General features: G+C 40.6%; 25 protein-coding genes. 6 read left to right on the top strand and 19 right to left on the bottom strand.

The annotated features are described in order from the left end of the window. Nucleotides 1-121 precede the first annotated feature (121 nt). The 3 genes from MHH89_RS06335 to MHH89_RS06325 form a co-directional block, all read right to left on the bottom strand. Nucleotides 122-1,003 carry a phosphotransferase family protein gene (locus MHH89_RS06335; protein WP_076280623.1) on the bottom strand — a complete coding sequence of 294 codons (882 nt, stop codon included), beginning with the start codon at nucleotides 1,001-1,003 and terminating at the stop codon, nucleotides 122-124. 98 nt (nucleotides 1,004-1,101) lie between these two features. Beyond that, nucleotides 1,102-1,665: a hypothetical protein gene (locus tag MHH89_RS06330; RefSeq protein ID WP_076280624.1), complete on the bottom strand. Its 564-nt coding sequence runs from the start codon at nucleotides 1,663-1,665 to the stop codon at nucleotides 1,102-1,104. 347 nt (nucleotides 1,666-2,012) lie between these two features. Beyond that, entirely contained in the window at nucleotides 2,013-2,360 is a 348-nt protein-coding gene (locus MHH89_RS06325; RefSeq protein WP_076125591.1) for a VOC family protein, read from the bottom strand. 764 nt (nucleotides 2,361-3,124) lie between these two features. Between MHH89_RS06325 and MHH89_RS06320 the strand changes: the two genes are divergently transcribed. Then, nucleotides 3,125-6,187 carry an ATP-binding response regulator gene (locus tag MHH89_RS06320; RefSeq protein ID WP_341086623.1) on the top strand — a complete coding sequence of 1,021 codons (3,063 nt, stop codon included), beginning with the start codon at nucleotides 3,125-3,127 and terminating at the stop codon, nucleotides 6,185-6,187. Nucleotides 6,188-6,232: 45 nt separating this feature from the next. On the opposite strand, the gene MHH89_RS06315 is transcribed toward MHH89_RS06320, so the two are convergent. The 5 genes from MHH89_RS06315 to MHH89_RS06295 all read right to left on the bottom strand — a co-directional run bounded on the left by MHH89_RS06315 (nucleotide 6,233) and on the right by MHH89_RS06295 (nucleotide 10,015). Then, entirely contained in the window at nucleotides 6,233-7,027 is a 795-nt protein-coding gene (locus tag MHH89_RS06315; RefSeq protein WP_341086622.1) for an SDR family NAD(P)-dependent oxidoreductase, read from the bottom strand. Nucleotides 7,028-7,193: 166 nt separating this feature from the next. Further along, the gene (locus tag MHH89_RS06310; protein ID WP_341086619.1) at nucleotides 7,194-8,219 is read right to left on the bottom strand and encodes an AraC family transcriptional regulator; all 1,026 of its coding nucleotides are present in this window, start codon (nucleotides 8,217-8,219) and stop codon (nucleotides 7,194-7,196) included. A gap of 18 nt (nucleotides 8,220-8,237) precedes the next feature. Next, entirely contained in the window at nucleotides 8,238-9,185 is a 948-nt protein-coding gene (locus MHH89_RS06305) for an LLM class flavin-dependent oxidoreductase (RefSeq protein ID WP_340034551.1), read from the bottom strand. Beyond that, nucleotides 9,166-9,528 carry a hypothetical protein gene (locus MHH89_RS06300; protein WP_076184608.1) on the bottom strand — a complete coding sequence of 121 codons (363 nt, stop codon included), beginning with the start codon at nucleotides 9,526-9,528 and terminating at the stop codon, nucleotides 9,166-9,168. The genes MHH89_RS06305 and MHH89_RS06300 overlap by 20 nt, the downstream gene beginning before the upstream one ends. A gap of 37 nt (nucleotides 9,529-9,565) precedes the next feature. Continuing rightward, nucleotides 9,566-10,015, bottom strand: coding sequence for an OsmC family protein (locus MHH89_RS06295; RefSeq protein ID WP_341086617.1), 450 nt, complete (start codon nucleotides 10,013-10,015; stop codon nucleotides 9,566-9,568). A 150-nt stretch (nucleotides 10,016-10,165) separates the two neighbouring features. Here MHH89_RS06295 and MHH89_RS06290 point away from each other — a divergent pair, with 150 nt between their 5' ends. Beyond that, entirely contained in the window at nucleotides 10,166-10,651 is a 486-nt protein-coding gene (locus MHH89_RS06290; RefSeq protein WP_076125601.1) for a nucleoside deaminase, read from the top strand. Nucleotides 10,652-10,772: 121 nt separating this feature from the next. Here MHH89_RS06290 and MHH89_RS06285 read toward each other — a convergent pair whose 3' ends face one another. After that, nucleotides 10,773-11,672 carry a glycerophosphodiester phosphodiesterase gene (locus tag MHH89_RS06285; protein WP_076125603.1) on the bottom strand — a complete coding sequence of 300 codons (900 nt, stop codon included), beginning with the start codon at nucleotides 11,670-11,672 and terminating at the stop codon, nucleotides 10,773-10,775. Between the two features lie 327 nt (nucleotides 11,673-11,999). Between MHH89_RS06285 and MHH89_RS06280 the strand changes: the two genes are divergently transcribed. Then, nucleotides 12,000-12,974: a glycoside hydrolase family 43 protein gene (locus tag MHH89_RS06280; RefSeq protein ID WP_076278475.1), complete on the top strand. Its 975-nt coding sequence runs from the start codon at nucleotides 12,000-12,002 to the stop codon at nucleotides 12,972-12,974. A gap of 48 nt (nucleotides 12,975-13,022) precedes the next feature. Then, entirely contained in the window at nucleotides 13,023-14,165 is a 1,143-nt protein-coding gene (locus MHH89_RS06275; protein WP_076190363.1) for a glycosyl hydrolase family 8, read from the top strand. A gap of 82 nt (nucleotides 14,166-14,247) precedes the next feature. Here MHH89_RS06275 and araA read toward each other — a convergent pair whose 3' ends face one another. The 3 genes from araA to MHH89_RS06260 are packed head-to-tail and all read right to left on the bottom strand — an operon-like array spanning nucleotide 14,248 to nucleotide 18,024. Then, a complete protein-coding gene (araA, locus tag MHH89_RS06270) occupies nucleotides 14,248-15,672 on the bottom strand; it encodes an L-arabinose isomerase (protein WP_038571054.1) in 1,425 nt (474 codons plus the stop codon). Between the two features lie 32 nt (nucleotides 15,673-15,704). After that, nucleotides 15,705-16,400 (bottom strand): L-ribulose-5-phosphate 4-epimerase, encoded by a 696-nt coding sequence (locus MHH89_RS06265; protein WP_036677359.1) that lies wholly within the window; start codon nucleotides 16,398-16,400, stop codon nucleotides 15,705-15,707. Between the two features lie 16 nt (nucleotides 16,401-16,416). After that, a complete protein-coding gene (locus MHH89_RS06260) occupies nucleotides 16,417-18,024 on the bottom strand; it encodes a xylulokinase (protein WP_076280632.1) in 1,608 nt (535 codons plus the stop codon). 307 nt (nucleotides 18,025-18,331) lie between these two features. Here MHH89_RS06260 and MHH89_RS06255 point away from each other — a divergent pair, with 307 nt between their 5' ends. Next, complete coding sequence (locus MHH89_RS06255) at nucleotides 18,332-19,414, top strand: GntR family transcriptional regulator (RefSeq protein ID WP_076125610.1); 1,083 nt, start codon at nucleotides 18,332-18,334, stop codon at nucleotides 19,412-19,414. Between the two features lie 99 nt (nucleotides 19,415-19,513). Here MHH89_RS06255 and MHH89_RS06250 read toward each other — a convergent pair whose 3' ends face one another. The 7 genes from MHH89_RS06250 to MHH89_RS06220 all read right to left on the bottom strand — a co-directional run bounded on the left by MHH89_RS06250 (nucleotide 19,514) and on the right by MHH89_RS06220 (nucleotide 25,874). Then, nucleotides 19,514-20,524 (bottom strand): helix-turn-helix transcriptional regulator, encoded by a 1,011-nt coding sequence (locus tag MHH89_RS06250; RefSeq protein WP_076280633.1) that lies wholly within the window; start codon nucleotides 20,522-20,524, stop codon nucleotides 19,514-19,516. A gap of 109 nt (nucleotides 20,525-20,633) precedes the next feature. Continuing rightward, nucleotides 20,634-21,227, bottom strand: coding sequence for a chloramphenicol phosphotransferase CPT family protein (locus MHH89_RS06245; RefSeq protein WP_076125614.1), 594 nt, complete (start codon nucleotides 21,225-21,227; stop codon nucleotides 20,634-20,636). 68 nt (nucleotides 21,228-21,295) lie between these two features. Then, nucleotides 21,296-22,285 carry an ABC transporter substrate-binding protein gene (locus tag MHH89_RS06240; RefSeq protein WP_341086611.1) on the bottom strand — a complete coding sequence of 330 codons (990 nt, stop codon included), beginning with the start codon at nucleotides 22,283-22,285 and terminating at the stop codon, nucleotides 21,296-21,298. Nucleotides 22,286-22,415: 130 nt separating this feature from the next. After that, complete coding sequence (locus MHH89_RS06235; RefSeq protein WP_076125617.1) at nucleotides 22,416-23,390, bottom strand: helix-turn-helix transcriptional regulator; 975 nt, start codon at nucleotides 23,388-23,390, stop codon at nucleotides 22,416-22,418. A 176-nt stretch (nucleotides 23,391-23,566) separates the two neighbouring features. Next, complete coding sequence (locus MHH89_RS06230) at nucleotides 23,567-24,472, bottom strand: hypothetical protein (RefSeq protein WP_249267687.1); 906 nt, start codon at nucleotides 24,470-24,472, stop codon at nucleotides 23,567-23,569. After that, nucleotides 24,469-25,026, bottom strand: a complete 558-nt coding sequence (locus MHH89_RS06225) for an RNA polymerase sigma factor (protein WP_076125863.1) — start codon at nucleotides 25,024-25,026, stop codon at nucleotides 24,469-24,471. Before MHH89_RS06225 ends, MHH89_RS06230 begins: the two co-directional genes overlap by 4 nt. Before the next feature lie 173 nt (nucleotides 25,027-25,199). Continuing rightward, the gene (locus MHH89_RS06220; protein ID WP_254847600.1) at nucleotides 25,200-25,874 is read right to left on the bottom strand and encodes a hypothetical protein; all 675 of its coding nucleotides are present in this window, start codon (nucleotides 25,872-25,874) and stop codon (nucleotides 25,200-25,202) included. Nucleotides 25,875-25,933: 59 nt separating this feature from the next. Here MHH89_RS06220 and MHH89_RS06215 point away from each other — a divergent pair, with 59 nt between their 5' ends. Further along, nucleotides 25,934-26,830: a GNAT family N-acetyltransferase gene (locus MHH89_RS06215; RefSeq protein WP_254847601.1), complete on the top strand. Its 897-nt coding sequence runs from the start codon at nucleotides 25,934-25,936 to the stop codon at nucleotides 26,828-26,830. Nucleotides 26,831-26,871: the final 41 nt, after the last annotated feature.

Raw genomic sequence — 26,871 nt, 5'->3', positions numbered from 1 at the left:
TATTCGCCATTTCCATTATTCTATCCTTTATTCACTATCATGTCCTTTAACGTAATAAAGCTATCCATCATGGAGGTAGCTCCTCGTCTTAAACTGTCTTTAAATATCGTTTCCCGTCAGTTCAACAACCTACGGATTTCTGCAATACAGAAATACTTTCCTTTAGGAACGCCCTATTCTTTTCAATCCCTCTATTTTTACACCAGACAACAGCACCAAAAGCATCGTAAAAATCATAAAAGGGTAGTATTGTTTCCAAATCCATTAGAGGACGAATTGTTGAATATCCCTCTTTATACGAAATTCTACTTTGAGGATTCACTTCCCAAACATATCGGTTAATTTTCGTGAAATCAATTTCAGAGGATCCACCCCGTGCACTCTCAAAATCAATAATTCCAACAACCATATTATTATTTGTTAGTATATTACCTTGTCGAAAATCCATATGAACAACACACGGGCCATCAGGAGGAGGTAAAACTGAGAAAGCACCCTCAAAGTAATTAATACATTTTTCGAAAAGTCCTCTCTCAAGGACTTCCTTGCAAGGTTCTATAAATTTTTCAAAGCTATTTCTTATATAAAGTCTCCAATTGTTCTGATTAAAAAATTGAAAACCGTCTAATCCTTCCACACCATATCCCGGCATTTTAACTTCATGCAGCTTTGCGTGAAGTACTCCAATTTGAAATGCTAATTCATCGTCAATAGCACCTGTACATGGTATACCTTTAATCTCAGATAAAAGTAATGCACCGGAAATTAAGTCATCCCCACTCCAGAAGTCTAACACCTTTGGAACCGGTAATACCTCCCTCAACAGTTCAAGCATACGATATTCGCGATATAGTTTATCCCTGTTATAAGGGATCTTCGCATACAGCGTTTCTCCATTAGTAAGATTCAGCTTGTATACTTGTGAACTAAAGGACTCAGGAACATTATCTATACTTAATACATTAAGGTTAAATCTTTTTATGATTGTTTCTACTAAGTTCAACTCGCACCTCACATGTTATGAATGAATAGTAATTAGTTCAGCTATCTTATTCTTAATTTTATTGAACTATCCTAACCATTAGTGCAATAAAATTACACTTAGCCCTTTTTCCTTCTTGCTCTCAGGTAAATGACCGAAATCACTACTAGTCCTATTGCAATTACAAAATACAAATCAATATCCTGCTCAAACATTAACCACATCTTGTATTCTAGGTGTACTTGCTGTTTGGGTCGAAGTCCTTCACCGAATAGTTCTGTTGCTTGGTTAAGGTTATTCATCTCAATTGTTGAACTGCATGGACTACTGCTTGATTCGCCATCCACTTCACTAATGTATATTAAGTATTTATTACCTTCCTTAAAATCAAAACCCCAAGTGTAGTCTGTTCCCACAATAATTTGAGAGTCAACTTCAGTTTTCCAACTTCGTTCAACATCCACTAATATATATCTGATTTTCTCTTTTGGCCCCGTAAATCCTTCTTGTTTCAAATCGACCTTTATTTGTTTTACTTCACCGTAAATTGCTCCACCGTAGACCTCTAGGGCTTCTTGGGGACTTCCTAACTCGACACAGGATAAAGCTTTAGCATCTTGTCCATTTGCAATAAAGAATGCGAAAGTGAATAAACATATTAACGTGATTAAACGAAGTTTCAATTTACCACCTGCTCTTATGATTTTATTACATAACTTCTTTATTGACATAAGTTATAGGTGAAATGTTGCACTAATTTTCCAATTCCTTCAATGAAATAGGGAGTACACCTCGACGGTATGCTCCCTATTTGGGTTGACAATAGTATTTCGTTAGCTGTGGATGAAGCGCAAGCGCCGCACCTCAGATGATAGAAGTTAAAGTTCTTCCTGGGAGCTTAAAGCTTTGAAGAAATATTCCCCACGGATTTGATTCAACTTTATTCCCTAATTCATTTACAATTAGATATTGAACTGAGCTTTTATAAAAAAACGCACCTGTTAGCTCAATAGCAATAATCTGCAACTCCTTACTTCTCCCAAAGCTCGATCAGTCGACCTTCTGGATCTTCAATCCAAATAAACTTTCCAAATTCACTAATCTCTATTTTCTTTGCAAGAGGTACACCAATCTGTTCAAAATGCTTAATCGTCTCGTTTAGATCATGCACTTGGAAATTCAACATCACTTGTTGTTCTATTGGAAAATAACTGTCATCCTCGGTAAAGAAAGAAAAAATAGTCTCATTTCCCACTTGAGGTTTTATCACAGTCCCATTCCAATTCTCAATGTCAAGCTTCAACACCTCACTGTACCATTTTTTTGTAGCTTCAAGATTCTTAGTCCTCCAGAATATTCCTCCGAAACCTTTAATCATCGTATCTACATTCCTGTCTGCATTGAATTTTCTAATAATATACCCTTTAGGATTAAGGAGAATCCACCGTTAACCTCCAGTCATTACACCGAAGGTTAGTACTAACGGGGTATTCAAAATCACATTCATAATAAACGAGAAGCCAAGCATATAACAAATGGCATTAGAAGCAGGAGTGAAGTCTATCGGACCCTATAGTCGCTATTAACCATAATTCGGCTCATTTGAGAACCTATCGGACTCTATAGTCGCTATTGGCTCGAAAAGCCCTCATATCACGCATGTTTGGAACAAATAACGCCTCTGGGGTCCGAAACACTTCTTAAAAGTCAAAATTCAGCCGAATAGCTGCATCTGAGTCCGATCGCTCATGGTGAAGATAGCGTGTGGGAATACAATACGCACAACAAGCAGCATAGTCGCACATCCGGTATCACAGACGCCAAACAAGCAGCATAGTCGCACATTCGGTAATACAGACGCCCAACTGCAAAGCACTAATCAAGTATTTAAGTATCCATGTGTTCGAGTACGCAAATGTTCAAGGAGTTACATCATGCTTCTTCCATGTGGAGATCATTCCTCCTAGCCCAACGCGGTGTCCGTTGCTCATTACTTCTCCTTCTTATGTAAATAATCTTCATTTTAGATTCTAGATTAGAATTATTTGCTATAATGTTCTCATGAAAAATAAAACTATTCTAAACAAATTAGCTATCATTCTACTTTTTATAAGCATTCTCTTTGGCCTACGCTGCATTTGGTTGAGTATATTTAAGGTTTCCAACACTGTACCTGTGATTAACAATGGTGTACTGGATTTACGCGGCCAGGATCTGGAGCAGGCTAACTTATTCAGGCTGGATGGTGAATGGAGCTTCTATCCTTCGCAATTCGTAACGTCCAAGGATATTTCAACTTTACCAGAACCTTCCCTCCCGCTTCAAGTTCCCGGAGACTGGAGCCACGCGATAGGAACGAATGACCCTTCTTCGTACGGTTATGGTACGTATCGTTTGCGAATTTTGGTAGACCCGCTTCAGCAACCTGTCTCTTTCTGGATCAAACAAATTTATTCCGCTTCCCGTGTGGAGATTAACGGCACTCCTATTCTCAATAATGGGGTAATAGCTCTTGATGCCGATACATATGTACCCAAAACCACCTCATATACAGCAGCTTATTTTTCAAAAAACACCACAGTGATAGATGTATTTATTCACGTAGCTAACTTTGATCACCCCTATAAGGGCGGTATAAAAGGCCCTATTTTCTTTGGCTCTCAGGAACTCATTGACCGGACATACTTTTACACTGTCGGATTTCAAATGCTTACAGCAATTATCTTACTACTGCATGGGCTTTATGCCTGTATTCTGTACTTATTTAATCCTAAAGAACGTGCTTTGTTTCTTGTAGGGTTAATGACCTTATCTGTAGCTGTAATCCTTTTAGCTCGAAATGACAACTTAGTGCTTTCATTACTGCCGATTAATTATACTTGGTCCTTAAAAATCCGTTTGATCGCCTTCTTATGGCAAAACCTTTTTATTCTGCTTGTTTTCAGGAAATTCACCTCAGGTGCCAAAGTCAACAAGTGGTTACGTGCTTACACATGGTGTCTTTTCCTTTATACCTTGTTTTTATTTATTGCCCCTGCTTATTTAGTCAGCACATCCATTCATTTGGGAATCATTCAAGTGTTCCAGTATATTCCCTTTATTTGGTTGCTCTATAGCTTAGGGCGCTTATTGTTCAAAAAGCAAGATGATAAAGATGTTGTTTTTCTGCTGTTATCAGGTGCGGCGATCGTTTCTAATTTGTTATGGAATTTGTGGGATAGTAACGGACACTATTCAATTGTCTATTATCCTTTGGATATTATCGCAGCCATCGTGGGCTTCTCAGCTTATTGGTTTAAAAAGTATTTTCAAAATGCTAAAGAGAACATGGAACTAAATGAGCAGCTGAAAAAAGCAGACAAACTTAAGGACCAGTTTCTCGCTAATACCTCACATGAGCTGCGTACACCGCTTCACGGAATCATGAATATCGCGCAAAATATTGTCACAAAAGAAAAGGACAGACTTTACGAAAGTAGCCGTCAAGATATGGAACTGCTGATTACAATCAGCCGCCGTATGTCTCATATGCTTGGTGATCTACTGGATGTGGTCCGTCTTCAGGAGCATCGTGTTATTTTACAACAGGAACCTATTTCGGTTCAATCGGTAGTTCCCGGTGTGATTAGTATGCTTCAATATATGATTGAAGGTAAGCCAGTCCAGCTATCTATGGATATCCCAGAAGCTATGCCGCCAGTTCTTGCGGACGAGAAAAGACTGGTGCAGGTCTTATTAAATCTGGTGCACAACGCGCTCAAATACACCGAAGCAGGACTTGTAACTGTTAAGGCTGAGGAACAGGACGGACAGGTTCTTATCTATGTGACAGATACCGGAGTAGGCATGACTGAAGAGACTATGGCACGGATATTTCTACCCTATGAGCAAGGACCTCACGGAATAAATGACGGGCGTGGAATTGGGCTGGGATTAAGCATATGCCGGCAGCTGGTAGAACTGCATGGAAGCAGCCTAAGCATTCAATCAGAGCTTGGTAAAGGTTCAACTTTTAGTTTCACACTCTCTCTTGCCGATTCTTACAGCGAACAGATAATAAGACAGACGGAACCTACAGTTTCGTATATGGCAGATGAGATTCATAGACAGATGGCTGAGTGGGGAATTTCCGAACATCAGCCAAGTAATCACTCTGAAAGGATTCCGCCGCTTTTTACAGAGTTTAAGGTAAATATTCTGGTGGTAGATGATGATCCTGTCAATCTGAATGTACTAAAGGGTATTCTTGAAACCGAACCTTATATCATAACTACCGTGAACTCAGCCCATGAAGCATTGGAATTGTTGGATAAAAGGAACTGGGACTTACTTATTGGCGATGTTATGATGCCACAGATGTCGGGATACGAATTAACACAGAAGGTTCGTACTCGTTACTCCTTATATGAGCTTCCGATTCTACTGCTTACTGCCCGTAGTCAGCCTGAGGATATTTATACTGGATTTTTGTCCGGTGCCAATGATTATGTCACAAAACCTGTAGATGCAGTGGAGCTTAAATACCGTATTCGGGCTTTAACTGCGATGAAGCTATCCTTCAATGAACGGGTGCGGATAGAAGCAGCCTATCTACAAGCACAGATACAACCGCATTTTTTATTCAATACGTTGAACTCTATTGCCGCACTCAGTGATTTGGATACTAAAAAAATGCAGGAGCTCATTGGCGCGTTTACTTCTTTCTTAAGAATCAGTTTTGACTTTTTAAATATCGGAGAGCTCGTGAACCTCTCCCATGAACTGGAATTGGTAGAATCTTATCTGTATATTGAACAGACTCGATTTGCAGAAAGGATATCTGTTGTCTGGAAGGTAGATCCGAATATTGACATCCTAATTCCTCCTCTATCCATCCAACCGTTGGTAGAAAATGCTGTTAAGCACGGTATACTTAAGCGCCAACAGGGTGGAACTGTTCAAATACGTATTATCCGTCTGCACAACGCTGTAAAGATTGAGGTGGAGGATAATGGGCAAGGTATGGATTCCGGGACCCTCTCTTTACTGCTGAAGCCAATGATGGAAGGCAAAGGTGGCATCGGGCTGGCCAACACCCATAGGAGGTTAAGTCAATTATATGGTCAAGGTCTCTCGATCCAGAGTAAGCCTGGAGAAGGCACCTTGGTATCCTTTGTTGTACCAGAGGACAGTGATAACTTTTCAAGCAAAAAAGCCGCTCCATAAGGAGTGGCTTTTTTGTATCGTTATCTATATCCTTTTAGAGTAAGCTTAAAAAATAGTCGGCACCATTCCCCCATCCATGCGAATTGGAGAACCTTTAAATGCAGAGGCATAAGGACTGCATACAAATGCTGCTAGTCTGCCTATTTCAAAAGGTTTAATAAATCGTTGTATTTCAGATTGAGGAAGATTTGTAGTCATGAATTTTCTTTCTTTTTCTGAAAAAGTCATATCTTCATTGGAGTATATCCCATCGATAATTTGATGCACATTTTCAGAAAGTGTTGGTCCTGGCATGATTGTATTGACTGTAACTTCAGTTCCTATCGTTAACTTAGATAAGCTTTTTGACAATGATAATAACATTGATTTGGTCATTGCATATTGAGGCATTTGGCCTGAAGGCATAATGGCTTCTTCACTAGCAATAAAGAGAATGCGGCCATAATCTTTTTGTAACATTTTAGGTAAATAGAATTTTGTTAATCCATTCGCAGCAAGGACATTAGTACGGAAGTAATTTTCGAATATTTCGTCGTCAACGTCCTCATATTTCATAATTTCATAGATACCCATATTATTAACTAAAATATCTATATTAGGGTATTTTTTGAATAAGGCTTCTCTTTGTTCAATATTCACAATATCCGCTGTAGCATTTTGTGGAGAGGTAGCCGGGAAATTTGACTTTATTTCATTTACAGTTTGTTCTACCTGATCATAATTCCGTCCATTAATTAGTACATTAACTCCTTCTTTAGCAAGTTCAAAGGCGATTGCTTTGCCAATACCTTTTGTTGATCCTGTAATTAAAGCTGTTTTATTATTTAATCCCATATCCATATTACATTTCTCCTTTTATCACGGCGTGCTGAGTAGTTGTCATTTTAAGAACAGTCCTGTGTGCCGGCTAGGATTATATTATCGTACCGGGGTTGTTCAGTAACTAGCGGATTGCGCCAAAGTTCTTGTTTAACACGCCAATGATAAATCTCTGAAAATACTGTCTTTATGAAGAGGGTACCGAGTTTAAACCTAAATGTTCAGTACGCCAATTTGAAGGAGTATCACCTTCCCAAAGACGGAAGGCACGGTAGAACGAGTTCTGGTCTTCATATCCAATCAAGAAAGCCACTTCTTTAATATCAAGCGATGGATCTGCCAGATACTCTCGTGCTTGCTCATGTCTAGCTTGTGTCAGCAATTGCTTGAAGCTTGTGTTTTCTTCAGTAAGCCTGCGTTGCAACGTACGGTCACTCATACTTAATGCCTTCGCAACAGCTTGAATGTCAGGGCGTCCTCCGCTGAAGCTGCGTTTCATGATCCATTTGACCCTCTCAGTTATAGAGCGAGTGCCCTTCTGTTCAGCAAGCGTCCGGTCCAAAACGGGAGTCAGAATCTCCAGCAGCTCTTCGTTGTACGAGATAAAAGGCCGATCCAAATCATTTCGACGCAACGTCAAACGATTATATTGAGCACCTATCTGAATTCGGCAGCCGAAATAAGCTTCAAGAATCTTTACATTTCCTATAGGCTGTGAAAACTCGACAAGCTGTGCTGTCAAAGGTAGACCTGTGCCTCGCCGCCCAAGCTCTAGAAGAAATGCCAAAGTGAGGACTAGTAGCAGCGGTGGACCAAAATGCCCGGGATGCTGCCATTCCAATTCGATTGTACATAGCTCGCCTTCTTCGGTAAAACGCAAGCTTTCAGGAGGGCACATTTGTTTGTATCGTACCATTCGCTTAAGAGCATCGCGATAGTCCTTAGCATGGTATGTTGCTAAGACCGTAGGCGGATATTGTGTAGTTTCAAAGACGGTTGCAAGCTTAATGATTCCTTCGGCTGTATCCCCAATGAGATCGGAATATGCCTGCCAGACTGTGAAATATTGGGCGGTGGTGACTTCTGACTCTGTGATCTGGCTAAGTGGAAGATTTGCTTTGCTGGCTACATCTTGTGCAGTTATTCCTAATTGACTTAATCCAGCCCAAAATCCTGGTGGGATTTTAATTTGATCAGAGGTATGAGACTTCATACATATGGACCTCCTTTATTAAGAACTCCAGCACGCTTGGGCAAGCAGTTCGAACGAATGTAACCGTTTCTCATAATCTGGAATCATGGTAACGATAATGAATTCATTAACTCCATACAAAAGAGATAACCGTTCCAACTTACCTTTAACACTTTCCGGAGTACCTACCAGCAGCTTGCGTTCCAAGGGCTCAGACTTCGCTTCGGCAGAACCTTCTTGTTGGAATAATGTCGTACCAGATGAGACCAATCGCTCTGCCTCATCCTCAGTCTCGGCGCAAATGACGCCAACAGCAACCATGGCCTGCGGTTCAGGAGAAAGTGAAGAAGGAGTAAAGGTTTCACGGTAAGCCTGCAAAACCTCCTCCCCTGCTACATCGCTCATGAACTGGCCGAACACATAACCTGCTCCAAACTCGGCAGCATATGCCGCGCTTTTCTTGTTTGTACCCAGCAGCCATAGCTCTGGAGATACGGGAGGGACCGGACGGGCGGTTATTGAACGTCCTTCATAGGAATAGTTACCCTGCAATAATTCAGTGACTCCTTTAAGGAGTTCTGGCATTTTCCAAACATTTTCGAGAAAATTGCCACTCAGTGCTAAACTTACTTCAGCAGTACCGCCGGGAGCTCTGCCTAATCCAAGGTCGATGCGTCCCGGGTACAAACTGGCCAACAAATGAAATGCTTCCACCACCTTTAGCGGCTTATAATGTGGCAGCAATAAAGCGCCTGAGCCAAGGCGAATGTGTGCTGTTTTCGCTCCAATATGCGATAAAAGCACCTCCGTAGAGGTACATGCTAATCCTGGCATATCATGATGTTCAGCAACCCAATAACGAGTATATCCCAGTCTTTCTGCTGTCTGAGCCAGCTTCACTGCTTGTCCCAATGCGGTACTAGCATCCACCGTATTAAAAACAGGTACGAGATCTAATACACTAAGCTTAATGGATGTTGTTGTCATGGTTAAGTCCTACTCGAGGGTTTCGGTAAAATTCGATCATATCGATAAAAATAAGCTTGTAATCAACTGCAACCGCGGCCAGATCATACATTCGGCCATGGCCGTCTTCTTTGGAGGCAAAAACAACATCGTGCCGCAGCTTGTCCATAATCATTTTGCCGATGAACTGATGCTCGTATTCTGCGTACTTCTTTTTGAAAGCTTCATTAAATTCCCACAGCTCTTGGTAAGACCGCTCTAGCATTGCGTTTACCAAAGTCAGCTCGTTGCCCTCTTTTTGTACAGCCACGTAGTAATTTCCGCGCTCATCCTTGATCAAATCCTTATATAACTCAACGTTCAAAGTTAACATCTCCTCTCTGATTACCTAGGACTCAATTTTATAGGCTTGCAGTCAGCACCGTTGGCTCTGTCGTGATTTCTACATTTCCTGCAACGGCTCTGGAGATCATGCAGGAGCCTTCTGCTTTATGGGCAATTCGGATGGTTTTATCGATATCGTCCTGTGACGCATCTTTGGTAAGGGTGATTAGGGGTGAATGTTTGATGGCTTCATATGTAAAAATGTTATTCGTTACATCGACCGTCGCCTCTGAGGTTAACGTCAGCTCTGAAGTCGTAAGCCCTGCCCGCTCCAGCAATGCTGCAAGTGTAATGAGATAACAGGTTGCTGCTGCTCCCAAAAGCATCTCATCCGGATTCGTTCCTACTCCGGGTCCTCCCATTTCCTTCGGAATGGAAATTCGAGTCTTAAGCTGTCCAGCTTCAATAGTTCCGTCACTGTTACGGCCACCGTTCCATACGGCGTTCAATATAAATGGGTGCTTCATTTTTATATATCCTCCCTAGCTTGATATGCATGATATATTTTTCATCGAATACTTTACATGCTAACATAGAAGAATGTGGTGAACAAACAAGCTCAGGCCTACTATTCATGAAACTTATCTATAAATTAAAATTCAGGAGGTTCTACCATCATGATAAACGACACGGATATCAAACATCTTAAGCGTTGTATTGAACTTGCCCAAATTGCACTAGAAGCTGGGGACGAACCCTTTGGTTCCGTCCTTGTATCAGCAAGTGGCGAAGTGCTGGCGGAAGACCGCAACCATGTAGGTAGCGGTGACCATACTCAGCATCCCGAATTCGCTTTAGCCCGCTGGGCAGCTCAGAATATGACACTGGAAGAACGTAAGCAGGCAACAGTGTATACCTCCGGAGAACATTGCCCTATGTGTGCAGCGGCACACGGGTGGGTTCATTTAGGACGAATTGTATATGCCAGTTCCTCGAAGCAATTATCGGCGTGGTTAAATGATATGGGAATTGCAGCATCACCCGTCCGTAATTTAAGTATTCAGGAGGTTATTTACGAAACGTTCGTAGATGGCCCTGTACCCGATCTTGCAGAACAAGTACGGGAGCTTCATCTACAATTTCACGAGAAAAGACTTCATTAGAAAGAAGAAACAAAAATAATTGATTTTCCGTAAAAAAAGAACCTTTGGATAAAGGTTCTTAGGCTGTCGAGAAAGTCTCGACAGCTTTATTTATGTCCAGAAAAGGGTGATTTCACATCCCTTACTTTTTATTATTCTTAATTACTTCGCTAAAGCGGTCAGGGAAATTTGTATGTACACCATCTACACCCCAAATTACGGCTTTATCCATATTCACTTGATAATTCACAGTATATGGAAACACCTTTAGCCCTGAATTTTTTGCCTGCGCGACATATGCCGCATTTATTTTTTGAAAGTTAGGACTTATGCCTACCGCATAAGTTTTTAATCTATTCACATAGGATTCTGATATTTTATAAACAGGGAAATCATACCATACAATTTGATAAAGAGGGACTGCTGGATTTATGGAATGGAATCTACGCAAACTCGCTTCACTAAATGAATGAATAGCAACATGAGCCGACAGATCATAATTTAAGATTTCTTCGTTTAACAATGCCTCGATGTTCGAATTCGACGTGGGATCTTTAATCTCAATCATATAGTCCACTTCTTTTCCGAACCTTTCAAATACCTCTTTTAGTGTCGGAATACGTAAATCTACATATTTATCTCTAGCGAACATGGGATATTGTTCATTAAACCATGAACCCGCGTCTAATTTTGAGATCTGCTCTAAAGTAAAATCCTTTACATACCCTTTAGCATTCGTGGTACGGTTTACGGTCCCATCGTGAATAACAACAGGAACATGATCTTTTGTTAACTGAATGTCTAACTCGATATAATCGGTCTTCATATCAATGGCTAGCTCGAATGCAGGTATTGTATTCTCAGGAGCATATCCTGAAGCACCACGGTGAGCGATGGTATATACTTTATCCGCAGGCATGATAATTTCCTTTACTTTAATGCGAATCCAGGGGGAATAAGCATACAAAGAGGTGAACAATAAGATTAATAAAAGCACATGTATACCTATAAAGTAGATTCTGGAATTTTGAATTTTTTGCATTAAGCTGACCTCATCTTTTTAAAAATATAATGTAGAATACTTGGTGTCTTTCGCTCTAATATTCATTCTTGTGTAAAATTATGATTTATATTCCCTTATGTTAATCTCACCTCATCGTATTTGTAAGGTCAAAGTTTGGAGATTTCTATTGTACCAGATTATCTAGAGAAAATATTGTGAGGCAGCATAAATGGAAAAGGATCTGCAAGGTCAAGAAAGCAACATCTAAACTTTGTGGGGTATAAACTATAGTTGCTATATATACAGAGTCCTAAAGTTCTTATACCATTAACTTTGTAAGCGATTAACTTTATAGGAGGAAATGACTTGACAAAGCCAGTGCAACCCAATGAACCTCTCGTAACTCATATTTATACTGCGGACCCTTCTGCTCATGTATTTGAAGGCAAGATTTATATTTATCCCTCTCATGACCTGGATCACGATATGATCTCTAATGACAACGGTGACCAATATAATATGGAGGATTACCATGTTCTGTCTATTGATGGAGATGGCTCCCCTTGTATCGACCACGGTGAAGTGCTTCATGTGAAGGATGTCCCATGGGCTAAACAGCAAATGTGGGCTCCGGATGCAGCATACAAAAACAATACCTACTATTTGTTTTTCCCAGCCCGAGACCATGACGATATTTTCCGAATTGGGGTTGCAACCTCAGCGTCACCTTCCGGACCCTTTACACCTGAACCGAACTACATTCCCGGCAGTTATAGCATTGATCCCGCTGTTTTCGTTGATGATGATGGCAAATCATATATATACTTTGGGGGTCTTTGGGGCGGTCAACTTGAAAAATGGCAAACCGGCTCATTTGTTGCGGATGCAGAGGGACCGGCTAAAACGGCACCTGCTCTAGGACCTATCGTAGCGGAGCTGAGCGAGGACATGCTGAGCTTTGAAGGTGCGCCTAGAGAAATATCCATCGTCGATACGAACGGAAATCCGATTCTTGCTGGAGATGAAGAGAGAAGATATTTTGAAGGTCCATGGGTTCATAAATATAACGGTTATTATTATCTTTCTTATTCCACGGGTACTACCCATAATATTGTATACGCTATCAGTAAAGATCCGCTTGGGCCTTTTGTATATCAAGGAAAAATACTTACACCCGTCCTGGGCTGGACAACACACCATTCTATTGTTCAGTTTAAAGAGAAATGGTATTTATTTTATCATGATAGTTCTTTATCTGGTGGTGCTGACAACAAGCGTTCTGTAAAATATACGGAGCTGAAATACAACGATGATTGCACCATTCAAACCATCCATCCTTAGTTTTTATTGAAATGGAGTGCATGCGTAGTGCACAGGAGGGGAAATATCATGCCAATAACACAACAAGGTGCTTTTTATACGGGGAAATATCGCAATTTATTTAAAGAGCTCGGCTTTTCTGAAGATGAAATCAACGCTAAACTCGAAGAAACTTGGAGTGATTTGTTTTACGGAGATCCGAACGTACGAATCTACTATCCGCTGGACGAGGATAAAAGCTATATTCTGGATACAGGTAATCTGGATGTTAGGTCTGAAGGAATGTCCTACGGGATGATGATGGCTGTTCAAATGAATAAAAAAGATGAGTTTGATCGTTTATGGAACTTCTCTAAGACGTTTATGCAGCACAAAGAAGGCCGTTATGCCGATTACTTTGCTTGGCACTGCAAGCCTGACGGTACAAGAATTTCTCAAGGACCCGCACCGGACGGGGAAGAGTTTTTCGCCATGGCTTTGTTTTTTGCCTCAAAACGTTGGGGGAACGGTCCGGCACCTTATAATTATTCCGAGCAGGCTCGAATAATATTGCGTGCTTGTGTACATAAAACTGAAACAGGCGCTGGTGACTCAATGTGGGACGCGGAAACGAAACTGATTAAATTCGTACCGGAATCCACCTTCAGTGATCCATCTTACCATCTCCCCCATTTCTATGATTTGTTCGCTTTGTGGGCTGATGCAGGTGACCACATGTTTTGGAGAGAAGCGGCGGAAGCCAGCCGCTCATATCTACACACTACATGTAATCCTATAACTGGTCTCGCTCCCGAATATGCTAATTTTAACGGCACCCCGGCAGAACCCCAGCCTCATGGTGATTTCAGTCATTTTTTCAGTGATGCTTACCGGGTTGCGGCTAATATCGGTCTGGACTGGGCATGGTTCCAAAAGGACAGCTGGCAGGTCGATCAATGTAACCGGATTCAAGCTTTTTTTAGGAATATCGAAGTTTCCAATTACCGGAGGTATACCATTGAGGGACAGGCATTCGACGAACCGGCGCTGCATCCGGTAGGCCTTTTGGCGACCAACGCTATGGCTTCGCTTGCTTCTGATGGCCCGGAGGCAGAGCATTTTGTCCGTTTGTTTTGGGATACACCTTTGCGAACTGGACAACGTCGTTATTATGATAACTGTCTGTACTTCTTTAGTTTACTGGCCCTAAGTGGAAACTATCGCATTTATTGAAGTAAATCGAACAAAACAATAGGACTCCATTCCTCAAAAAGCCGAGGAATGGAGTCCTATTAATCGTAATAAAGCTTTGCTATTATTTAATAACTACATATTCCAAGTTCACAAGTTTTGCGTAAGCAATAATTTGGTCTGTTGTAAGAGTTAATGAAACAACGGTGTGGTGACCGCCACCATTTTCGATCCAAGCTTTAACTCCGTCTTGGAAGTTTGGTTTAACATTCCAAAGCACACGAGCTACTGGAAGGTTTGGAGCTGGAACAGTTGGTTCAAAAGCAGTCACTTCATTAATCAAAAGTTTGTAATGCGTACCGAAGTCAGCCATGGAAACCACTACACCGTCTCCTGCTTTGCCGTCAAATACTAAACGGGCTGGATCGTCTTTACCACCAATACCTAGTGGAGACACGATGATTTTTGGTTTGTTGCTTGCCAAAGTTGGATCTACTTCAAGCATATGGGATTGAAGAATAGATTCTTGTCCAACTGTCAATTCATAAGTGTAATCTTCCATAAAGCCAGTCGATTGGTTATGGCTCATCACTTTAAGCAAGCGGTCGAGAGCTGCAGTCTTCCAGTCTCCTTCTCCAGCAAAACCATATCCTTGTGCCATCAAACGTTGAACAGCAAGTCCTGGAAGTTGTTTCATTCCATGTAAATCTTCGAAGTTTGAGGTGAAGGCATTGTAGCCACCTTGATCAAGGAAACGTTTGATAGCAATTTCATAGCTTGCTTGAACTCTTACGCTAGCTTCCCAAGCTTCTTTGCTGTTAGTGCCATAGTCGAATTCATACAGCTCTGCATATTCAGCAAACAAACCATCGATTTCCTCTTCTTTAACTTCATTAATGACTTGAACCAGGTCACCAATACCAAAGTAGTCAACCGTCCAGCCAAATTGAATTTGGGCTTCAACTTTATCTCCTTCAGTTACACCCACGTTACGCATGTTGTCACCAAAACGAGCAACTTTGATATTGAAGCTTTCGTTATAAGCAACGGCTACGTCCATCCATTCTGCAATTTGCTTTTGAACTTCAGGGCGTTCCCAATAGCCTACAACCACTTTGTTTTGTTTGTTCAAACGGGCGTTAATAAAACCATATTCACGGTCACCATGAGCTGCTTGGTTTAAGTTCATGAAGTCCATATCAATTGTTGCCCATGGAATACTTTCATTATATTGCGTAGCTAGATGAAGCAAAGGTTTTTGCAGCATTTTTGTTCCGCGGATCCACATTTTTGCAGGTGAGAAAGTATGCATCCAAGTGATGACACCTGCAACTTCGTCACGGTAGTTAACTTCTTTCATAATGTTGGTGATTTTATCTGCGCTGACAGCCAAATCCTGCAATACTAGTGGGTAAGGCAAAACTCCGCTTTTATTCAAAGCATCTGTCATCGTTTGTGCGTGCGCTTTAACTTCAGCCAATGCTTCTTCCCCATAAAGATGTTGCGAACCTACGACAAACCAAAATTCTTTTGCTACTGCTGTTGACATATTCATCCTCTTTTCATCATTTTGTGGTTTGATTATTTTTGACCGTAATAAGCGTCTTTCCCATGTTTGCGCAAGTAATGTTTATCTAGAATACGTTGTGGCAATTCTTCCGCAAAATGGTTCAACTCTCTAGCAAATAAATTCATTTTCGATACTTCATCCAACACTACGCTGTTCATTACAGCCGATTTTGCATTTTTCCCCCAAGTAAAGGGTCCGTGGCCTTTAAGCAAAACACCGGGAACCGCCATAATATCTATCCCGCGTTGTTCAAAGGTTTCGATGATTACATTACCTGTTTCCGCTTCGTAACCCCGATCGATTTCCTCTTGCGTCAAGAAACGCGCACAAGGAATGGAGCCATAGAATGTATCAGCGTGCGTAGTTCCCATTACAGGAACGTCAAGTCCTGCTTGTGCCCAGATAGTCGCCCAAGTGGAATGTGTATGCACGATTCCGCCAATTTCGGAGTAATGTTTATAAAGTACTGCGTGAGTAGGTGTATCGGAGGAAGGTCTCATCTCCCCTTCAACCACATTGCCATCCAGATCAACAACTACCATATCGCTGGCTTTCATTGTTTCATAATCTACACCACTAGGTTTGATTACGAATAATCCACTTTCGCGATCAATTGCACTCACATTTCCCCATGTATACTTGATTAGTCCATGTTTCGGCAATTCCAGATTGGCTTGAAAAACCTCTTCTTTAAGTTGTTCTAACATCTTGGTCCCTCCATTTTCAGACTAAATTATCAACAGCGGATTGCTCAATCGCCAGACCTTTTTTATAACGTTCGATAAAGGTTTCAAAACCTTTAATATCGGTTGCATCGGGATGAATTTCTTCTCCCTTTACATCTTTGAACACTTTTTGATCGAGGAAGTCTTCCAAGCTTTCTTCCTGATTTTTGTTCATCATGTAGGAGGCAAGAATAGCCATTCCCCATGCGCCGCCTTCTCCAGCTGTCGACATTACGGAAACAGGAACATTCAGTGAAGCTGCCATCATTCTTTGGCCAACAACCGGAGTCTTAAATATACCGCCGTGTCCTAAAATACTATCAATAGCTACATTCTCTTCTTTCGTCAAAATGTCCATTCCAATTTTCAAAGCACCAAAGGCGCTGAACAAATGTGTACGCATAAAGTTAGCCAGATTAAATTTGCTCTCAGGCGAACGTACAAATAACGGACGACCTTCTTCTAACCCCGTAATGTTCTCACCCGAGAAATAACCGTAACTGAGCAATCCACCGGCATCTGGGTCTGCTTCCAAAGCTTTATTCAGCAGTACGCTGTACAATTTGTCAGCTTCGACCTTTTGCCCCATCGCTTCATAGAACTCACGGAATAATCCGAGCCAGGCGTTAAGGTCACTTGAACAGTTATTAGCATGAACCATACCTACTGGACTTCCGTCTGGCGTAGTCACCATATCGATTTCCGGATAAACCTTGGAAAGCTCTTTTTCCAATACGATCATGGCAAAAACAGAGGTTCCTACGGAGACATTCCCGGTACGTTTTCTTACACTATTGGTAGCAACCATACCGGTTCCTGCATCCCCTTCTGGAGGACTAAGCGGAATCCCAGCTTGTAATTGCAATGATGGATCCAGAATTTTGGCTCCTGCTTCGGTTAATAGACCCGCTTGCTCACCGGCAACATACACCTTAGGAAGAAGGTTGCTGGTCTTCAGCGAATAACCTTTGCCAGCAATAAGCTCATCAAACTGTTGTATCATAGATTCATTATAATTTCCTATGGATTCATCAATCGGGAACATACCTGAAGCATCTCCAACACCAAGTGCTTTGTTGCCGGTCAATAACCAATGAATGTATCCTGCTAACGTTGTAACAAACCGAATCTGCGGCACATGTTCTTCTTTGTTTAAGATCGCCTGATAAAGATGAGCAATACTCCAACGTTCAGGAATATTGAATTTAAATACATCTGTCAGTTCTTTGGCTGCCTTACCCGTTGTTGCATTACGCCAAGTCCGGAACGGAACGAGCAATTGATCCTGGTCGTCAAAAGCCATATATCCATGCATCATTGCAGAAAACCCGATTGAACCAACGGTTTGGAGGGTGATTCCGTAATTTTGTTGAACTTCTTGCTTCATCTCACGATAAGCATCTTGTAGACCTTTGATAATATCTTCTAGGCTGTACGTCCAAAAGCCGTCTTTCAACTGATTTTCCCATTCATAACTTCCAGAAGCGATCGTTTGAAAACTATGATCAATAAGTACTGCTTTAATACGCGTGGATCCAAATTCAATCCCTAGCGAAGTTTCTCCCTTATTGATTGCTTCTTCGATGCTTAATCGATTCGATATCACGTTGGTCACCTCTCTGACAGCGCTTTTTTAATATAAAAGAATTCGCTTTCTTAATTGACAGCTTTAGTATAAATTTTTGTACGTACATTTGTCAATAAAATAGTTATATATACATACAAATATGGAGAAGATAATAATTTAACTCCGGTCTTAGTTTGTTTATGATGATCTAAAGGTACGAAATATTTACATTTTTCATAAAAAAAGAGCCCCTTTATATTTAATTCGTAGTCATGCTATAATTTGTACATACAACTTAACGAAATGTACGAATTATAAAGCGAACAAGTATGGAAAGAGGAATTACATGAAACCAAAGTATCAAGTGATTATAGAGGATATAAAAAGCAAGATCCTTTCAGGAGATTACAATGTAGGCGAACAAATTCCTACGGAGTCTGCCTTGCAGTCCTTGTACGAGGTTAGCAGACAGACTGTTAGAAAAGCCATTTTAGAGCTATCCAACGAAGGATTCCTCCGCAGCGAAAAAGGTTCTGGCACGTATGTCAGCAACCAATATCGCACAAAGACCGGCGGGAGTTCCCATAAGAAGACGATCGGTGTAATTACGACCTATATCTCTGACTATATCTTCCCTTCTATTATCCGGGGGATTGAAAGCCGAATGAATGAGGATAACTATTCACTACTATTGGCTAGTACCAATAACGATGTTGCGCAAGAAAAAAAAGCTCTCGAAATGATGTTGTCCTACGGCGTAGATGGTTTAATTATTGAACCTACGAAAAGTAATCTGTATAATCCCAATATTGCGTATTATCTGTCGTTTAAGGAGCAAGATATTCCACTCATTATGATTAATGCTTTTTATGAGGAAATAGAGCTCCCCTTCCTTTGTCTTGACGATGTGCAGTCCAGTTATCTGGCAACAAAAGAATTGATCTCCAAAGGCCACTCTCAAATTGGACTTATCGCAAAAATGGATGATTTACAAGGCAAATATCGAATGAAGGGTTATATCAAAGCCCTCGAAGAAGCTAAATTGCGGTTTTATCCAGAGCAAATATTTTCGTTCAACACCGAGACCAAACAAACCTTAGCTACGAACTTGAAGGATTTCCTAAATAAAAATAGAGATACCCTCTCTGCGATTGTCTGCTACAACGACGAGGTTGGTCTGGAAGTGGTCAATGCTTGCAGACAGCTAGACATTTCTATACCAGAGGAATTATCAATTATTGGCCAGGACAACTCCTATATTGCCCAAAATGCAAACATCAAACTGACCACTTTAACACATCCCCAAGAAACTATGGGCCGTGATGCAGCGGATTGGGTCATTAAAAAATTACAAGGAAAAAAGGATCTTCCCAACAATACTTATTATCAACCTGTGTTAATTGAAGGAGAAACAGTAGTCGAGAGATAGAATAAATTCTGAGGGATTTTGCGTTTCTCTTCATATGTAAATGTAATAACCCACCAGTCGTGACTGGTGGGTTATTTGCAACTGTCATCTCCGTATTCTTTAAAGGTTCGATTCGTGTTTTGAAGTCAACAGTACAGAAGAAGCAAACTGTTTCACAAGCTTGCCGGGATTGATCCCGTATTTCTCCCGAAACACCTCTGAGAAGTGACTTGAGTTGGAATAACCTACAGCACAGGATGTCTCATTAACGTTCAAATTACCTTGCTGCAATAGGTGTAGAGCCTTCTCCAGCCTTATATCCCGCAAATAGCCAAATACAGTTGTTCCGAACATTTCTTTAAAGCCTGATTTTAATTTGTTATCATTCATTCCAATCAATCGGGAGAGCTCCAACAGGCTTGGCGGATCTATCATCCGTTGCAACATGATGTCCCGGGCTTCACTAATTTTTGTCATGTCGCTTTTCGATAGCTTTGTTGTCCCAGAAGTACCCTCTGTTAGAATCGATTGAAAGCCCAACGACAAAAGCTCTAATGTACTACATTCGATCTCCAGATTTTTGGTGCTGCGGTTTTGAAGAGCTGCCAGCATTCGCTCAAGCACGATAGCAGTAGACGGCTGCATCGTTTCCTGGAATACACGAAAAGACGCTTGGCCAAGAATGCGGTCAAAATCAGCGGATCTCCCACCCCCGCCTTCTTCCATGAAGTGATGAAAAGTCGAAACAGGAATACCTATGCCTAACATAAGATAAGATTCATTCCCCTGAAACTCAAATTGAGAGCCAACTTCATTCATGAGTTGTAGCGTACAGCTTCCCGGAACAAACTCATACTGGACACCATCTACAGAGACTTCTCTTTTCCCTTGTAAACAATAATTAAGTTCAACCATTGCTGTTTTGGTTACCAAAGGCATGCTGTAATCCTGGCGAAAGGTAAAATCGGATACCACCACATTGATATCAAAGCGTGGGACGAATCGACGAACGAACCCTTCTCCCCTTTGCGAATGTAGTGCCATGTGCTCTGTACGATCTCTATTCTGCCGCGGCAGCTCAAGCCCATCGAAAAAAAGATTGAAATTGTGATGATAATCTATTCCAGTCATTGCTACCGCTCTCCGTTCAAGTTTTATAATATTGAGAATAATTCTCATTATTATAAAGGATCCTCTCTTTTTTGACCCGCTTGAATATGGTGTTATCTGGATACGCCATCTAGGAAACACTAACATTTCTTTTACTTAATTTCTTAAATACCGAGTATTCCTTATTGGACTTAATAAAACTTAATATCTTTGCGGCACATTCTATTGAATTCATCTCTTCCGTATTTACTTCGAGGTCATATTCATCAAAGCAATATACTTTGCTAAACTGTGAAGCTGCTAGTCCAATCTTTCTATCTCCTCTTGTTTGCTCTCTTCTTATGAGTTCTTCTTTCGAGCATATTACACCTATAAATAACGTAGGCTGATCGAAAAATTGATCAAGAAACACATTAAACCTCTTATCATTGTCGATTACGGTATCTACTATTACATTAAAACCCATTTCTATTAACAATTTAATTGTCGAGCGGTACACTGAGAATATGGAATCATCTAATATTTGGGAAACGACTTGATGATCTATTTCTCTTGGAGGTTCATCTGGAAATTTATTATTAATAAAATCATTGTAATTATTAAAAAAATCATCAATTGATAAATGATAAAAAGGAATCTCTTTCTGTTTTATCAGTTCAGTCGATATGGAGGTCTTTCCGGAACTTGAAGTTCCATTTAGAAAAACTAATATCCCTTGCTTCAATTTAATCATCCCTTCAAATAATACTCATTGCAACTCAGAGAATATTCGAGAAAAGATTAAATTATCCTTTACTGTTTGATATGTTCCTTGATTTGTTCGGCTATTTGCTCCAACAATGCTTCTTTTCCTAAAGCAAAGAAAGCCTCATTATAATTTTGTCTGCTTGTCATGCGATATATATTATTCGATTTTGCAGCTTTCAGATTACTCCAGACCTTGCTTTGGTCAAGAACATTCTGGTCATTATCGGATAATAAAATGATATGGTCTGGATTAAAGGTAGACAGTGCTTCTAGACTTGTCACTTTCCCTCCCCATGGATCTGGCTCCGGTGTACCTGGCGCGAGGGGTAATCCTAGATCATTAAAAATCATATCCGCAATACCTGTGCGGGAATAGATGCGTATTTCTTTCTCTGTAGCTTCGATTACCGCAAACGTCTCTTCCTTGGTTATCTCAGTGATTTGATCATGTAGTAGTAGAGCACGTTGATCATAGACCTTCAACCACGTTTCCATTTCCGCTTTCTTATCAAGTACCTCCGCAACAAATGCAAATCGCTCTCTAAAAGCGTTAAAGCCATAAGGCACCCTCACTGTTGGAGCAATCATATTTAGTTGATCATAGATTTTTTCTTGGGTAGGTCCTGCCAGTATCAAATCAGGGCTTGCTGCAATGATCGCTTCTAAGTTGACTTCCGTCTGAAACCATCCAGCGGGAGTTACATCAGGCAGTTCTTTTTTGAGAATAGGAGTGATTTCTAATGAATTAGCCATATCCGTATTCCCAGTAATAACAGGTTTATATCCAAGCACCAGAAGTTCTTCCGTTGAGCCGGATACATCGGCAATTCTAACCGGATTCACCGGTATTACAACATCTCCTTTAGCATCCTTGAGGGTACGTGTTTCGGTCGAATTAGTAGCGACGGGTTCTGAATTTACCACAGGTTGAGAATTTTCTACCTTAGCCTCCTGACCTGAATTCCCACACCCGTACAGCATCACCATCATGATTAAGGCGATTCCGACAAAAGAGATTCGTTTTAAACTGAACATTTTTTCCAACCCTCTCCAATCTATTGATAATCATTCTCACTTCTAGCAAGTCCGATCATACACTCTGCTAATAGGATAGAACTACCGGCAGAGGGATTGAATAACGGTTTGGCGGATATTTATTTAATTTTTATCGTTTTTTAATTACTTCTGAAGGATTAATTCCATACTGCTTCCGAAAAGCTTCGGCAAAATGACTAAAGTTGTTGTAACCTACCATCGTCGCCGTTTGGCTGACACTAATTTCCCCGGTACTTATGATTTCCCATGCTTTTTCTAAACGTTTGTTCCGTAAATATGCAAATACAGTTGTTCCGTACTCTTCCTTAAATCCAACTTTTAATTTGTATTCGTTAATGCCTGCCAGCTTGGACAATTCGATTAGCGAAGGTGGGTTTGCCATGTGGTCAAGGATGATATCCCTGGCTTTCCGAATGTTTTCTCGGTCACTACGTGATAAATGCAAACTCCGTTTAGTATGTTTCTGCTCAAAAAGAAATGCGTCAAAATATACAGATAGGAGTTCTAATGCCTTCCCCTCTACGTACAACCGGCGCATGGAGGTATGATATGGACAGTCTCTCAATTGCACCAATAATCGGGTGGTTTCTGGAAGAATAGGCATACGGAACATTCGAAAAGCACGTGAATCTAACAGCCCGGATAAGCTGCGAGCATGTGAAGAGCCTTGATCCGCCATCCATGAATCGAATAGTGTAACCGGTACACCTATGGACAATAAACGGATAGGTTCAGCACTGCGATAGTGAAATTCCGCTTGGAAATCCTGCATGAACTGCAATGAACAACTATCGGGCATTAACTCATGGCTGGTATCTGTTACATGAACTTCCCCGCTTCCCTGCAGACAAAAGCTTAACTCAATCATCGCCGCTTCGGATTGAACCCGAACTAGGCGATCATCAGCAAAACGGTAATCACTATCAACAATTTCGATCCCGGAGGGTGTGATCACTCTATCGACGTATCCTTGGGTACTGGATTGTGCAAAATGTTTCCTCTCTGTAGTGCCCCTCATAGACGGAGCCTCAAACAAAGCATCGAAATACCCGTTATAGATGTTATGAATAGATGAACTTGTCATTCTGTTATACACTCAGCAGGTAAGCTGCACTCCGTAATCCCAATATTATGTTTTATCATGAGCAGATCACCTTTTCTCTTCTATTAAATGATAACGATTATCATTTAGATCATTATATGCGAGATATTAGATAACCTGCAATGTACAGTTTTTAAGGATCTCTTATCTCCGCCTTCTCAGTAAAGCGGTAGCACTTCTTGTGTCAGCCCTGAAAAGAGGTCGCTGGTTTGATCAAAAAAGGCATCAGGCAAATAATAATAAGCATCACCCATAGACACCACCTTTAATTCGGGAATGATATACATGGCGATATAAGTCCCGTCTTTGAGGTTGAACTGTAATTGATATGATTTTCCTTGGGATTGCGCCGCTGCAAGAGCTTCATATTCCTTAATGCTTAGCTCTGTTTTTTTTGCGCTGTACAAACCTTCGATAATGGACTCAACAATAGGATGATCAGTGATAGTCTTTTGCACGTCATTCCCCACATGATTCAGAATATAGATATCTTTTGCATGCTCCTTCAGATTAGCCAGATCTAGATACTCCTTCGCGCTCATTGCAGAATCGTCTACCTTCGCCACAATTTCAGCTAGATAATAATATTGCTCATCCTTAACTGCAATACGAAAATGGGATGGGTATGTTGGGATTTCATACAGCTTTCCACCCATAGCGAACGTAGCGGCATAATCTTTTTCCGCATTCTTATCCCCGTCATTCTTTCCGGGCTCTTGGTTGAGATCAAACTCTAATGCACCAAGCGATTTGTCAGGCTCCATACCTGTGAACTTAAACTGAGCGCCATCTGCTACGAATGCATAACGGTATCCATTGTAATTCAGAATTTTGCGAACCCCTGTGGGAGACGAGACTGGTGTCTGCTGTGATATTTGTGGTGAATTAGGCAACGGAGTCTGCGGAAATTTATAAACGGCCACACCTAACACCAATGCAGCACAAGCTGCGAGTGAGCCCCACTTTACATAAGCTTTTTTATTAGTGCGTCTCGCGGAGTTGGCTTTTTCTATCAGATTTTCGTCTATGTAACCGATTGTTTTGAAGAGCTCTTTATTATTCAAAGGAAATAACCCTCTTTCTGAAGATATATTTGGAGTTTTTTGCGTGTTCTGAAAAGAATTGATTTGGTTTTACTTTCACTGATTGAGAAGCGTGCGGCAATATCGGCCAAAGAATCAGAATACCAGTAACGCCTCAAAAAAACATTCCGCTGATCTTCCTTAATGTTGTGTAGAAATTTGCTTATAGATTCGGCTATTTGTGCTTCCTCGTATTGGGTTTCAACGTTGTCTGAAGAGGATAAACAATCGTTTAATTCATTAAGAATCGTATCGAATTTTTTATTCCGTTTTTTAGCCATGTAATAATCGTATTTGTTCAAAGCAATATTTCGTGTGATTCTCCCCAGAAAAGAGGACAGCTTTGCAGGAGACTTCGGCGGTATTGCTTCCCATGCACCAAGAAAGGTATCGTTAACACATTCTTCCGAATCTTCAGCATTAGACAAAATGTTATGAGCGATCCGAGTACAATAATTTCTATATTTTTTCGATGTTTCTTCTACTGCCCTTTCATTACGTGCAAAATACAATTGTATGATTTCACTATCTTCCACTCCATCACTTCCGTTCGATTTGATTAAGCATTCACTTATAAAGTAGGAAAAGAAGTGTTTAGGTTGCATAAAAATATAATTTTCTATAAGCTTCGGCATTCAACGCTGATAATATGACATAAAAATACAAATAACCCCTCATCCTAAGGGATAAGGGGAAGTTATGATATCATCTAATTATTAATTAATTCTACTTCCTTCATTGGAGCCTTTGTCTTACGGAGCATCATCCAGATCCCCCCCAGACAAAATAAAACACTACATCCCATGCCAAACAACGCGCTGGCGTTTAATGCCTGAGGTGAGCCTTTCATTGTAAGCACAGCCATTTGAGTGACAACAATGGAGACTAAGGCATCAGTAAAGCTAATCATTTTTAATGTTGATATAATGGGATTTTTGAGATGACGGTTAACAATATTTCCATGAATGGCAAAACCAAGTTTTGTAAAAGCGATCAGTGCTACCAGATATACAATGTAACCTTCATAAACCAAAGCGTCTCCGACTAGATAAATCCGCAGGCAGACCAACAGATATGAAACCCCTAGAAGACAAAGAAAAACACCGCCACGCTTATAAACATAAAGCTCCATGGAATACCTTTGCTGTGCTGAACTGACTTTTTTAGCTAATGTATATTTATGAAGCACCTGTCCTTTGGCTATACACAGGATCAGATAATAAAGTGCATTTGTGATGAACCATCCGGACAATAGATATAACCCAAGAATTAACTTGCCTATACCAATAAAAGCATCGATGACTAAGGAAGCAGCGTTGAACATGGCGGTTCGATCTTGCGGATTTCCGAAGTACCGAACTAAGATTGCCTTAATATATATCATCCTTTCAAGAAAACCTTCATATCTCATTTTATGTTTCTAAGGGGACAATAGTATCATACTTGGCTCAACCCAGCAATAAAGCAATTAAAGTTCTGATTTATGATATATTAGAAAAGGTTGTGCAAATTCGGCAAGAGGAAATAGCAACAGCAATTGTTAATGGAGGCAGGTCGTATATGTTTAGAAAATTAACAGCAGCAGAGTTAGATGTTATATTAAGCTCGATTAATAAGGAACAGCATTTTTTATATTATTCATACCTTACTTTTCGCAGACAAAACACAGTGCATTACGGTCAGTATTCTGACCAGGGCGAGTTGCTTGGAGTATTAGCCTTTTTAAGTGGCCTTCCGTTTAATGCTTTTTCTGTATATCCAGTTCAGCAATCCTTTTGTCTCAGTTCAATGTTGGCGTTCATGAAAGATGAATTACATCTACATAACCATGCGGTGGGTAGCTTTATTATTAACGAAGAAGAGCTGCAGGTCTTTGCTTCTCAGCTTGAGTTCTACAGCCCTCCCCAAAAATTACTTCTAATGAAACATATTCATGAAGATGTTCTACCAACAGCAGACAAACATGTTATGCACTTAGGGCCTGCTCATTTCCAGCGAATTGAAGCAAAGATGAACGAGCTGCAAACCATGGCTTTTTCAAAAGAAGAATTACAGAATCCGTTCTATGGTGTGATGGCACAAGACGAGCTGATTGCTGTAGGAGGATACCATATATATAGTGAGGATTACGTTGAACTAGGAAATATCGGAACAGATGTGGCCTGGAGAAGAAATGGTTATGGTAAAAAAGTCTGTGCAGAGCTAACACGCCAAGGACATGCCATTTCAGCTAACGTATATTTGAATGTTTTTGAGGAGAATGTAGGAGCCATTTCTCTATATCAATCGCTGGGATATGAACTCATTTGCCAACAATACATCGTTGAATTTGTTATTTAAATTAAAAACGTACTGCAGCTAATGCAGTACGTTTTTTCTAT

It is taken from the genome of Paenibacillus sp. FSL H7-0323 (genome assembly GCF_038002725.1).
Classification (GTDB): domain Bacteria; phylum Bacillota; class Bacilli; order Paenibacillales; family Paenibacillaceae; genus Paenibacillus_AQ; species Paenibacillus_AQ odorifer.
The sequence above is the reverse complement of the archived record's forward strand: the minus strand, read 5'-3'. Positions and strand labels throughout refer to the sequence as shown.